Here is a 12,021-nt window from a genome sequence, read left to right on the forward strand (position 1 = left end):
ATGAGCATCACGGATACGACTCTTGCCGAAGCCGAGATCCTGCTGGCACAGCCGCGTGGGTTCTGTGCCGGTGTCGATCGCGCCATTGAAATCGTCGAGCGAGCCATCAAGCTGCACGGCTCGCCGATCTATGTGCGCCACGAAATCGTTCATAACGCCTATGTCGTCGAGGATTTGCGCAAGAAGGGCGCAATTTTCATCGAGCAACTGGAAGAAGTGCCGGCCGGCAACACCGTCATTTTCAGCGCGCATGGCGTGTCGAAAGCGGTGCGCTCGGAAGCCGAGTCGCGCGGCCTGCGCGTGTACGACGCCACCTGTCCGCTTGTGACCAAGGTGCATATCGAAGTCGCGAAGATGCGCCAGGACGGCTTCGACATCGTGATGATCGGTCACAAGGGCCACCCTGAAGTCGAGGGTACGATGGGGCAGGCGGGTGAGGGCATGCATCTCGTGGAAGACATCGAGGACGTGCAGGCTTTGCAGTTGGCTGACCCCGAGCGGATCGCATTCGTTACGCAAACCACGCTCTCGGTCGACGATGCGGCCCAGATCATCGGTGCCCTGAAATCGAAGTATCCGTCGATCCGCGAGCCGAAGAAGCAGGACATCTGCTATGCCACGCAGAACCGTCAGGACGCGGTCAAGTTCATGGCGCCGAAATGCGACGTCGTGATCGTAGTCGGCAGCCCGAATAGTTCGAACTCGAACCGCTTGCGCGAGCTGGCCGAAAAGCTTGGTGTGCCTTCTTATATGGTGGACTCGCCGGATCAGATCGATCCTGTCTGGGTTGAGGGCAAGCGCCGGATCGGCGTGACGGCGGGCGCTTCGGCGCCGGAGGCGCTGGCGCAAGCGGTAATCGGCCGGTTGCGTGAACTCGGTGTGCGCAACGTGCGCGCGCTCGAGGGCATCGAGGAAAACATCGCGTTTCCGCTGCCGCGCGGGCTGGGTCTGCCCGCCTGACAATTAGCCGACGTTTCTGAAAGAAGGGCGCGCCTGAGGGCGCGCTTTTTTTTCGTCCATAGATTAATGGTGCTGTCGAAAATATAGTGCCAGAACACTACGTCGCGCCTGTTTAAGTGTGTTTCCACACGAATTCTTTTGAATTGTGATTTGGCATTTAATCGTCTTTTCATCGATATGACCCCGTTTAAATCGCACCAGGTGCGTTGTGTCGATTTTTGACGCACTAAAATAGTGCGCCCGCATGGGTCTCAATGGAAACGTAATACTTAACGCGAACCACGGTGCAATCAGGGATCGGGCCAATTCGCTGCAACACTTGATGCCATTGGGCGCAGCGGTGGTGCAACTGGTGCACGAAAAATAGTCGCAACCGGGTTGCGCCTGCAGTGGGATTTCTCTCTCAAAATAAGGTTGCAATGCAGGAAAACCCCACCGTTTCAACAATATTGCGCGTCGCATAATTGGAGTTACAATGCGCGCGTTCTCAAGGCCTCCGGGTCCCGAACAATGGATTTTGCAAGGCGCGGGAGACCTACTTAATGCGAGTCAAATTTGCTTACACCGTGTCCATCGTGACCGCGGTTGCGATGTTGACCGCGTGCGGCAAGAAACAGGATGGTGAGGCGGAATCCGGTGCATCGGCTGCCACAGTGGCAGCGGCTCCGGCAAGCGAAGCGATTGTCGTGAAGATCGGTCATGCGGCCCCATTGACGGGCGCGATTGCACATCTCGGCAAAGACAATGAAAACGGCGCGCGTCTGGCGGTCGAGGAAATCAACACGCAGGGTTTGACTATCGACGGCCACAAGATCCAGTTGGAACTCGACGCGCAGGACGATGCTGCGGACCCGAAAACGGGAACGGCGGTGGCTGAGAAGCTCGTCGAGGATCACGTCGTCGCCGTGGTCGGGCACCTGAATTCGGGCGTCTCGATTCCGGCCTCGAAGATCTATAGCGACGCCGGAATCGTGCAGATCTCGCCCTCGTCGACGAACCCCGGATATACGCAGCAAGGTTTCAAGACGACTTACCGGGTGGTCGCGACGGATGCCCAGCAAGGGCCGGCGCTGGCCAACTACGCGACGAAGGTCCTCGGCGCGAAACGCATCGCGATCGTCGACGATTCGACCGTATACGGTAAGGGACTGGCCGACGAGTTCGCGAAAGCAGCACAGGCGAGCGGCGCGAAGATCGTTGCGCGCGAGGCCACGAATGACAGGGCTACGGAGTTTCAGGCCGTCCTTAGAAAGATCAGAAGTGTTCAGCCGGACGTGATCATGTTCGGCGGAATGGACGCGACGGGCGGGCCGTTTACCAAACAGGCGGCGGCGCTCGGTATCAGGGCAAAAATCCTTGGCGGCGACGGTGTGTGTACCGACAAGGTGGGTGAGCTGGCGGGAACCGCCGTGCAAAACCTGGTCTGTTCGGAGGCGGGACTCGCGCTTTCGAAAATGGACAAGGGAGCGGACTTCGAAAAGAAGTACGTGGACCGCTTCCACACACCGGTGCAGATTTACGCACCGTTCACGTATGACGCTGTGTACGTGATTGTCGATGCAATGAAGCGCGCCAATTCGATCGAGGCGCCCAAGGTGCTGGCTGCGATGCCGTCCACCGATTACAACGGGGTAATCGGCCACATCGCGTTCGACGACAAGGGTGATTTGAAAGAGGGCGCCATTACGCTTTACGACTTCAAGGACGGCAAGAAAGCGGTCCTCGACGTCGTGAAGATGTGATGACGGGACGTACAGCCTGACGGCACCGAAACCACCCAACGGTGCCGTTTTTGCATCCGCCATTGGCGAGTCCCCGGCTGCATCACAGTCGTAGGACGAACCGGGCGGCGGATAACCCTTACCGGTCTTTTACATCAGTACCCGCAGTGCCGTTGAGATTGGCGTACCGCATCACCGCCCACCGGCTGATGAAGAACGCGAATCCAGTCGCACGGGCTAAGGAGCATTAAATGGATATCTTCATCCAGCAGGTCCTCAACGGGCTGGTGCTTGGCAGCGTTTACGCCATCATCGCACTGGGCTATACGATGGTTTACGGCATCTTGGGCATCATCAACTTCGCGCATGGCGATGTGTTGATGGTGGGCGCGATGGTTGCGCTCTCAGCCATAGGCGTGCTGCAGAACCACTTCCCCGGCCTCGGCAATGTGCCGACGCTATGCATCGCGCTGATCATCGCCGCGATCGTGTGTGCTGTCGTCGGCTACACGATCGAGCGCGTGGCCTACCGGCCGTTGCGTAAAGCGCCGCGCCTCGCCCCGCTGATCACCGCGATCGGCGTGTCGATCCTGCTGCAGACCCTCGCGATGATGATCTGGTCGCGCAACCCGCTGCCGTTCCCGCAGCTGTTGCCCACCGACCCGATCAACGTGATCAAGGCCACCGACACGACGCCGGGCGCCGTGATTTCGATGACTGAAATCGTGATCATCGTGGTGGCGTTCCTCGTGATGGGCGGTCTGCTGCTGCTGGTTCACAAGACCAAGCTGGGCCGCGCGATGCGTGCGATCGCCGAGAACCCGGGCGTCGCCAGCCTGATGGGCGTGAACCCGAACTTCGTGATTTCGGCGACCTTCATGATCGGCTCGGCGCTGGCCGCTCTCGCCGGTGTGATGATCGCGTCCGAATACGGCAACGCACACTTCTATATGGGCTTCATCCCAGGGTTGAAGGCCTTTACCGCGGCGGTGCTGGGCGGGATCGGCAATCTCGGCGGGGCGATGGTGGGCGGCGTGCTGCTCGGCCTGATCGAGCAGTTGGGGGCGGGGTATATCGGCAATCTCACGGGTGGTGTGTTCGGCAGTAACTATCAGGACGTGTTCGCATTCATCGTGCTGATCATCGTGCTGGTGTTCCGTCCGTCGGGCCTGTTGGGCGAACGTGTTGCGGATCGAGCATAAGGAGTAAACAGACATGACCTCAATTCAACCGATCGAGCCGTCCACGACGCTCATCCCCGAAAAGAACATGACGAAGACGCTGACCGTCGGCATCATCACCGCGATCTTCGTGATCGCGGCGCCGATGATCATTGGCGCGGCCGGCGGCAACTACTGGGTCCGCGTGCTCGACTTCGCGATGCTGTACGTGATGCTCGCGCTGGGCCTGAACGTGGTGGTCGGCTTCGCCGGCCTGCTCGACTTGGGCTACATCGCGTTCTATGCAATCGGCGCGTACGTCGCGGCTTTGCTGTCTTCGCCGCACCTGACCTCGCAGTTCGAGTGGATCGCGCATCTGTTCCCGGGCGGCCTGCATGCGCCGATCTGGATCATCGTGCCGATCGCGATGGGGCTCGCCGCGACCTTCGGGATCCTGCTCGGTGCGCCGACCTTGCGTCTGCGTGGCGACTACCTCGCGATCGTGACCCTGGGCTTCGGGGAAATCGTGCGGATCTTCATGAATAACCTCGACCGTCCGGTGAACATCACCAATGGTCCGAAGGGGATCACGGGGATCGATCCGGTGTCGGTAGGTGGCTTCAGCCTCGCGCAGACGCATTCGCTGTTCGGTATGCAGTTCCCGTCGGTGTACTTGTACTACTACCTGTTTGTGCTGTGTTCGCTGCTGGTGATCTGGGTCTGTACGCGCCTGCAGCACTCCCGTATTGGCCGCGCATGGGCCGCGATCCGTGAAGACGAAATCGCCGCCAAGGCGATGGGCATCAACACTCGTAACGTGAAGCTGCTGGCTTTCGCGATGGGTGCGTCGTTCGGCGGTTTGTCGGGTGCGATGTTCGGTTCGTTCCAGGGCTTCGTGTCGCCGGAATCGTTCACGTTCTGGGAATCGGTCGTGGTGCTGGCGTGCGTGGTGCTCGGCGGCATGGGTCACATCCCGGGTGTGATTCTGGGTGCGGTGCTGCTTTCGGTGTTCCCGGAATTCCTGCGTTCGACGATGGGTCCGCTGCAGAACGCGATCTTCGGGCACGAAATCGTCGATACGGAAGTGATCCGTCAGCTGCTGTACGGCCTCGCGATGGTCGTGATCATGCTGTACCGCTCGGAAGGCCTGTGGCCGGCGCCGAAGCACGAAGACAAGATTGCGAAACTGGCGAAGCGTAGCGGCAAGAAGCCGGTGCGCGCCTGAGGCCCGGGGAGAAATCATATGAGCGATAAACTAAACAACGGCGTGGGCAGCGACCAGATCCGCCTGTCGGTGAAAGGCGTGAACAAGCGCTTCGGCGGCTTGCAGGCGCTGTCCGATGTCGGCCTGCAGATCAAATCGGGCCAGATTTACGGCCTGATCGGCCCGAACGGCGCCGGCAAGACGACCTTCTTCAACGTGATCACCGGTCTGTACACGCCGGATTCGGGCGAGTTCAAACTCGACGATACGGCATACACGCCGACCGCCGTCTATCAGGTGGCGAAGGCGGGGATTGCGCGTACGTTCCAGAACATCCGTTTGTTCGGCGGCATGACCGCGCTGGAAAACGTGATGGTCGGGCGTCATGTGCGCACGAAGCACGGGTTGCTGGGCGCGGTGTTCCAGACGCCCGCCGAGCGCAAGGAAGAGCGTGAAATCAAGGAGCGCGCAATCGAATTGCTGGAATACGTCGGCATTGCACAGTACGCGGACTACACGTCGCGCAACCTGTCGTACGGTCACCAGCGTCGTCTGGAAATCGCGCGCGCATTGGCAACGGATCCGAAGCTGCTCGCACTCGACGAACCGGCTGCCGGCATGAACGCAACGGAAAAGGTCGAGCTGACCAAGCTGCTCGACAAGATCCGCAGCGACGGCAAGACGATCCTGCTGATCGAGCACGACGTGAAACTGGTGATGGGTCTGTGCAACCAGATGACGGTGCTCGACTACGGCAAGGTGATTGCGCAAGGTCTGCCGTCAGACGTGCAGAAGGATCCGAAGGTGATCGAAGCTTATCTGGGTGCGGGGGTCCACTAATGGCAACGGCAATGTTGAAAATCAAGGGCCTGCAGGTCAATTACGGCGGCATCCAGGCAGTCAAGGGCATCGACCTCGAAGTCGCGCAGGGCGAACTGGTCACGCTGATCGGTGCGAACGGCGCGGGCAAGACCACGACGATGAAGGCGATCACGGGTCTGAAGCCGTACTCGGCAGGCGACATCGAGTACATGGGTGAGTCGATCAAGGGCATCCCGGCGCACGAACTGCTCAAGCGCGGTCTGGCGATGGTGCCGGAAGGCCGCGGTATTTTCTCGCGCATGTCGATCGTCGAGAACATGCAGATGGGTGCGTATCTGCGCAACGATACGGACGCCATCAAGGCGGACGTCGATCGCATGTTCGGCTTTTTCCCGCGCCTGAAAGAACGGGCCACGCAATACGCGGGCACGCTCTCGGGCGGCGAACAGCAGATGCTGGCAATGGCGCGCGCGATTATCAGCAAGCCTAAGCTGTTGTTGCTGGATGAGCCGTCGATGGGTCTGTCGCCGATCATGGTCGAGAAGATCTTCGAAGTGGTGCGGGCGATTTCGGCCGAAGGCATGACCGTGCTGCTGGTCGAGCAGAACGCGCGTCTCGCGTTGCAGGCGGCAAACCGTGGCTACGTGATGGACTCGGGCCTGGTGACGATGTCCGGCGACGCGAAGCAGATGCTCGACGATCCGAAGGTGCGGGCAGCGTATCTGGGTGAATAAGCTGGACCAGGTTTGCTTATAGGCTGCAAAAAAGGCCGCATGCGCTTGAATCGCGCATGCGGCCTTTCTCTATTCAGGCGCCTGCCTTGGCGTTTAAGCTGCCGGCGTTTCCGCCAGTTCGCCGAGACGTTTGCCGAGACTGATCACGGCATCCGCGCGATAACCGAGTGCCTCGTAAAACGCGCGCACGTCGGCCTTGGCGGACAGTACCTGCAAGTTCAGCTTCGGGCATCCACGTTCGGTCAACGCGGTTTCGACATGCGCGACCAGTCGCGTGCCGACACCGTGACGACGCAGCGATTCATCCACCGCCAGCGAATACAGCCAGCCTCGATGTCCGTCGTAGCCGCCCATCACCGTGCCGACGATGCGCTCGCCGAACACCGCGACAAAGAACAGTTCCGGCTGCGTCGCCAGCTTGTTGGCGATCGACAGATGCGGATTGCGCTGCGGCCTTGTCACGTCCCGGTACTCCGGGAACGCTTCTAGCCATAGCGCGACCACGGCATCGGTGTCGCTCGCTTCGAAGCGGCGGATCGATAACGTTTCGGTCGTCGTCATACGCGCTTTCCTGGGGGCTTACAGCGTGTCGAGAATCGAACGTAGCATCGCCATCATCTGGTCGATTTCTTCGTTCGTGACGTTCAGCGCCGGCATGAAGCGCAGCAGGTTCGGACGCGCCGCGTTCAGCAGCAGGCCATCGGGTTGCATCACGCGCGCCTTCTCGACGATCTGATTGCCGATGTCCTTGCCGAGCAGCAGGGCGCGCAGCAAGCCTTCACCACGTTCGCCTTCGAAACCGCGTTCTTCCGACAATTCGAGCAACCTGGCGCGCAGATATTCGCCACGCGCGCGCACGCCTTCGAGGAAGCCCGGCGCGGTCAGTTGCGAGATCACCGAGTAGCCGACCGCGGTCATCAGCGGATTGCCGTTGTACGTCCCCCCCTGGTCGCCTGCCTCGAACACGGCGATTTCAGCTTTCGCCAGCAGCGCCGCGAGCGGCACACCGCCGCCGATGCCCTTGCCGAGCGTCATGATGTCGGGTTCGATACCCGCCAGTTCGTAGGCGAACAGCGTGCCGGCACGGCCACAACCGCTTTGCACTTCGTCGACGATCAGCAGCAGGTTGTGCTCTTTGGTCAGCGCGCGCAGTTGCTGCATGAACTCGCGGGTGGCGGGAATCACGCCGCCTTCGCCCTGAATCGGCTCGAGCATCACCGCGACGGTCTTCGAGTTGATCAGCTTTTCAACCGACGCGATGTCGTTCAGATCCGCCTTCGGGAAGCCCGGCACCTGCGGAGCGTAGATCGTGTCCCAGCCCGGCTTGCCGCTGGCGGACATGGTGGCGAGCGTGCGGCCATGGAAGCTGTGATCGAACGTGATGATTTCGAACGCGCCGTCCTTGAATTTCTTGCCCCACTTGCGCGCGAGCTTGATCGCGCCTTCGTTGGCTTCGGCGCCGCTGTTCGCGAAGAACACCTTGTCGAAACAGCTGTGCTGCGTGAGCAGGCCCGCGAGTTTCGCCATCGGTTCGTTGTAGAACGCCGGCGACGGATTGAGCAGCAGTTGCGCCTGCTTGTTCAGCGCTTCGATCATGCCGTCGTTGCAATGGCCGAGGCTGTTGACCGCCCAACCCTGGATGAAATCCAGATATCGCTTGCCGTTATTGTCGTAGAGCCACGAGCCCTTGCCGTGCGTGAAAACGATTTCGGGCCGGTTCGTGATGTACATCAGCGACTCGATCGGGTACTCATTGAAATTCATGACGGCAAGCTCCAGACAGCGGGGTGAAGGGTGAGTGAGCGGTTGGCCTCAAATGAAGCAGTGGCCGGTGAGAACAAAAAACGCAAACAAAAAAGCCACGGCATGCCGTGGCTTTCATGATTCGAACTGCTTGCACCGTTGTTCGGCGCGAATCCGTGACGAAGCCAGCGGCACCCCTAAGGGAGCGGCGAGCGGCGACGTCGAAGTTCGGACTGGATGCGGTTCATGCGCGAAAGAATACGACAAGAAAAGCGCTGGTGTAAACCATGAATTTGCACAAATTCGCGTCAACGCGGATTTATGCAAGTCTGCCAGCGTGCCTGTTTCGGTTTGATGAATGGGTTGAAAGGCGTGCAGTCAAACCCATTCATCGCGTCAAACGGCGTTCGCCAGATCCGCTGCGCTGGTGAAGGAATCCGCGTAGAACTCGTCTTCCGGCAGACCGTGATGCTGGGTGAAATCGCGTTGTGCCGACTCGACCATCACCGGTGCGCCGCACGCGTACACCTGATACGGCGACAGGTCCGGCAGATCCTCGATTACCGCGCGATGCACGAAGCCGACCCGGCCCGTCCACGCGTCGCCCGCGTCCGGTTCCGACAGCACCGGCACGAACTTGAAGTTCGGAATCTCGCGAGCCCACTGCTCGGCCAGATCGAGCAGGTACAGGTCTTTCTTGCGGCGTGCGCCCCAGTAGAGCGTCATGGGCCGGTTCAGATTCTTGAACACCGCGTGTTCGACAATCGCCTTCAGCGGCGCGAAGCCCGTGCCCGAAGCGAGCAGCACGATCGGCTTGTCCGAATCTTCACGCAGGAAGAAGGTGCCGAGCGGGGCTTCGAAGCGCAGGATGTCGCGTTCCTTCATCGCAGAGAAGACGTGATCCGTGAACGCGCCACCGGGCATGTGGCGGATGTGCAACTCGATCGGGCCTTCCGAGTGCGGCGCGCTCGCCATCGAATAGCTGCGGCGCTTGCCATCCTTCAGGATGAATTCGAGGTATTGGCCGGCCAGATATTGAAGACGTTCGTTGGCGGGCAGTTGCAGCTTCAGCACGACGACGTCGTCGGCCTTGCGCTCGACGGCGTTCACGCGGCACGGCAGTTTCTTGACCTGCACGTCGCCCACGCCGGCCACTTCGCGGATATCCACTTCGAGATCGGAGCATGCCGTTGCACAGCAGAGGAGCGCCATGCCGCGGGTTTTCTCGTCGTTCGACAGGGCCGAGGACGAATGCTGACGCTGTTCGACCTGACCGCTGATCACGGTGCCTTTGCAGGAGCCGCAGGCGCCGTTCTTGCAGCCGTACGGCAGGCCGATGCCTTGCCGCAATGCCGCGATCAGGACCGGTTCGTCCTGTTCTACCTGAAACTGCCGGCCGCTTTGCCGGAGCGTGACGTTAAATGCCATAGAGTGAGTGTTCGAAATCGAAAAAGTCGGTAATCGTTATCGGACCCGCTGGTTCAACTGTGCGGTACCTGCCATGCTTGACGGCTACAATGCGTCCACCATGAAAGCGACACGAAATTTACGCCGGCCGCGCGTATTGATAGTTGGCTGCGGTGACGTTGGTATGCGCTGCGTGCCCTTGCTGCGGTCACGCGCGCATGTTTTCGCGCTCACCAGCCACACCGAACGCAGTGCTGAATTGCGTGCCGCCGGGGTCACGCCGCTGGTCGGCGATCTCGACGCACGCCGCAGCCTGAAACGGCTTGCCGGCCTGGCGCAAACGGTGCTGCATCTCGCGCCGCCGCAAAAGACCGGCGACGACGACCGCCGTACCCGTGCGCTGCTCGCTACCCTGAGCGCGCGCCGCGATCGGTCACTGCGTGCCGCGCGCGGCACGGTGGCGCCGGTGGGGCGGCTACGCCGCGGGTTGCGCAACCTGAGTGCCTTGTGGGCTGAATCTGAAGCAGCCAATATTGTACCCGACAGGGTACGCCGGACCGCCGCTCAGCAGGCGCCGGTGAAATTGGTGTATGCGAGCACGACAGGCGTCTACGGCGATTGTGGCGGCGCGTGGATCGACGAGACGCGTGCATCTCAGCCAGCCAATGCGCGTGCCAAACGCCGTGTCTCGGCCGAGCGGCAATTGCGGCGCGCCACCGCGCGAGGCGTGGTCGCGGCCAGCATCGCGCGAATTCCTGGCATCTACGCGAGCAACCGTCTTCCGCTCGCGCGGCTGGAAAAGCGCACACCCGCTTTGATCGACGCCGACGACGTCTACACCAACCATATCCATGCCGACGACCTCGCTGCGATCCTCGTGCGCCTCGCCACGCACGGGCGGCCGGGGCGCGTGATCCACGCGTCCGACGATACGTCGCTGAAAATGGGGGAATACTTCGATGTGGTGGCCGATGCGTTCGGCCTCGAGCGCGCGCCGCGCATCACGCGTGCGCAGGCGGAGCAGCAGATCGAGCCGACCTTGCTGTCCTTCATGCGTGAATCGAGGCGCCTGGTGAACCGGCGCCTCAAAGCGGAGCTGCACGTGCGCCTGCGATATCCGAGCGTCGAGGATTTCCTGCACCCGGCTCCGTAGGCGCTCGCCTTCGCAGGCTTACGTCAGCGCCGGCAACGCCTCCAGCAACAGGAAACACAGCATGGCGCCGATCAGCGCGCCGATCAGGTTCGGATGATATGTGTGCCGCAGCCGCATCATGACCAGCAGTCCGCCGATCAGAACCAGACCGAGACACACGAAAGCGATCATCACATACGAGATCGAGATGGTGTCGTGGGTGACCATGGCGCCCCTCCTTGAACCCTTTGTAGTCTTTGTTTAAACGAGTATAGGGCGACTTGTAAGGAAGAGCATGCTGCGCCGCAGCGTGTAATTGGGTGTCCTTCAAGGTCCGTATGCGGTCTCGCATACGATTCTTCTGACGCATCAAGGCCTTAAAGGGGACCTACCGGTTTACCCGCTCCGTAAAGATCCGAGGTCCGTTTCGTCCAGCCATTGCCATGCGCCTTCAGCGAGCGTCGCGGGCAAGGCGAGTCCGCCGATCCGCTCGCGATGCAGCGCTTCGCAGCGGTTGCCGGCTGCCGCGATCATCCGCTTGACCTGGTGATACTTGCCTTCCATCACGGTGAGGGCGAGCGCGTGCTCGCCGCGCGCCTCTGCGTCGACGGCGGCGATCGGTTTGGGCTCGCCGTGCAGCAGGACACCGTTGCGCAAGGCACTCAGTTGCGTGTCGTCGATGGGATGCCGCGTGGTCGCGATATACAGCTTCGGCACTTTGCGTTTCGGCGACGTGAACATGTGAACGAACTTGCCGTCGTCGGAGAGCAGCAGAAGGCCGGTGGTGTCCTGATCGAGGCGGCCCACGCATTGCACGCCACGTTCGGCGAACTGCGGCGGCAGCAGGCCGAACACGCTCAGATGATGCTGCGGATCGCGCGAGCATTCGTAGCCGGCGGGCTTGTTCAGCAGCAGGTAGGCGTGCTCGCGATACGGCCAGACGACCTCGTCCACACTGAAGCAGAACGTGCCGTCATGGGTCGGAAAATCGGCGTCGGCATCGGCGCAGACTGAGCCGCGGATACTCACGCGGCCGTCGCCGATCAGCGCCCGGCATTGGCGGCGCGAGCCGAAACCTTGAGTGAAGAGGATGCTTTCGAGATTCATGGCGAGCGAAGAATAACACCGCAAGAAGCGG

12 protein-coding genes are annotated in these 12,021 nt (G+C 61.0%); 7 read left to right on the forward strand and 5 right to left on the reverse strand.

All coding sequences use genetic code 11. The features are described from left to right. The 6 genes from ispH (at position 1) to PQR67_RS01760 (ending at position 6,601) form a co-directional block, all read left to right on the forward strand. Positions 1-960: a 4-hydroxy-3-methylbut-2-enyl diphosphate reductase gene (ispH, locus tag PQR67_RS01735; RefSeq protein ID WP_408453582.1), complete on the forward strand. Its 960-nt coding sequence runs from the start codon at positions 1-3 to the stop codon at positions 958-960. Positions 961-1,502: 542 nt separating this feature from the next. Further along, positions 1,503-2,702 carry a branched-chain amino acid ABC transporter substrate-binding protein gene (locus PQR67_RS01740; RefSeq protein ID WP_408453585.1) on the forward strand — a complete coding sequence of 400 codons (1,200 nt, stop codon included), beginning with the start codon at positions 1,503-1,505 and terminating at the stop codon, positions 2,700-2,702. A gap of 230 nt (positions 2,703-2,932) precedes the next feature. Beyond that, positions 2,933-3,883: a branched-chain amino acid ABC transporter permease gene (locus PQR67_RS01745; RefSeq protein ID WP_408453586.1), complete on the forward strand. Its 951-nt coding sequence runs from the start codon at positions 2,933-2,935 to the stop codon at positions 3,881-3,883. Positions 3,884-3,896: 13 nt separating this feature from the next. After that, complete coding sequence (locus PQR67_RS01750; protein ID WP_408453588.1) at positions 3,897-5,066, forward strand: ABC transporter permease subunit; 1,170 nt, start codon at positions 3,897-3,899, stop codon at positions 5,064-5,066. 18 nt (positions 5,067-5,084) lie between these two features. Then, positions 5,085-5,885 (forward strand): ABC transporter ATP-binding protein, encoded by an 801-nt coding sequence (locus PQR67_RS01755; protein ID WP_408453591.1) that lies wholly within the window; start codon positions 5,085-5,087, stop codon positions 5,883-5,885. Next, on the forward strand, positions 5,885-6,601 hold the full coding sequence (locus PQR67_RS01760; protein ID WP_093638918.1) for an ABC transporter ATP-binding protein: 717 nt from the start codon (positions 5,885-5,887) through the stop codon (positions 6,599-6,601). Before PQR67_RS01755 ends, PQR67_RS01760 begins: the two co-directional genes overlap by 1 nt. A gap of 93 nt (positions 6,602-6,694) precedes the next feature. Here the strand turns inward: PQR67_RS01760 and PQR67_RS01765 are convergent, their stop codons facing one another. The 3 genes from PQR67_RS01765 to PQR67_RS01775 all read right to left on the reverse strand — a co-directional run bounded on the left by PQR67_RS01765 (position 6,695) and on the right by PQR67_RS01775 (position 9,772). Continuing rightward, the gene (locus tag PQR67_RS01765) at positions 6,695-7,162 is read right to left on the reverse strand and encodes a GNAT family acetyltransferase (protein WP_408453593.1); all 468 of its coding nucleotides are present in this window, start codon (positions 7,160-7,162) and stop codon (positions 6,695-6,697) included. A gap of 18 nt (positions 7,163-7,180) precedes the next feature. After that, positions 7,181-8,365, reverse strand: coding sequence for an acetylornithine transaminase (locus PQR67_RS01770; RefSeq protein WP_408453595.1), 1,185 nt, complete (start codon positions 8,363-8,365; stop codon positions 7,181-7,183). A gap of 375 nt (positions 8,366-8,740) precedes the next feature. Then, positions 8,741-9,772 (reverse strand): CDP-6-deoxy-delta-3,4-glucoseen reductase, encoded by a 1,032-nt coding sequence (locus PQR67_RS01775; protein ID WP_408453597.1) that lies wholly within the window; start codon positions 9,770-9,772, stop codon positions 8,741-8,743. A gap of 100 nt (positions 9,773-9,872) precedes the next feature. Here PQR67_RS01775 and PQR67_RS01780 point away from each other — a divergent pair, with 100 nt between their 5' ends. After that, a complete protein-coding gene (locus PQR67_RS01780) occupies positions 9,873-10,904 on the forward strand; it encodes an NAD-dependent epimerase/dehydratase family protein (protein WP_408453600.1) in 1,032 nt (343 codons plus the stop codon). Between the two features lie 18 nt (positions 10,905-10,922). Here PQR67_RS01780 and PQR67_RS01785 read toward each other — a convergent pair whose 3' ends face one another. Further along, positions 10,923-11,111, reverse strand: coding sequence for a hypothetical protein (locus PQR67_RS01785; protein WP_408453603.1), 189 nt, complete (start codon positions 11,109-11,111; stop codon positions 10,923-10,925). 168 nt (positions 11,112-11,279) lie between these two features. After that, positions 11,280-11,990 carry a pseudouridine synthase gene (locus PQR67_RS01790; RefSeq protein WP_408453606.1) on the reverse strand — a complete coding sequence of 237 codons (711 nt, stop codon included), beginning with the start codon at positions 11,988-11,990 and terminating at the stop codon, positions 11,280-11,282. Positions 11,991-12,021: the final 31 nt, after the last annotated feature.

Origin of the sequence: Paraburkholderia fungorum, from assembly GCF_046026025.1 — a bacterium.
GTDB classification, from domain to species: Bacteria; Pseudomonadota; Gammaproteobacteria; order Burkholderiales; family Burkholderiaceae; genus Paraburkholderia; species Paraburkholderia fungorum_E.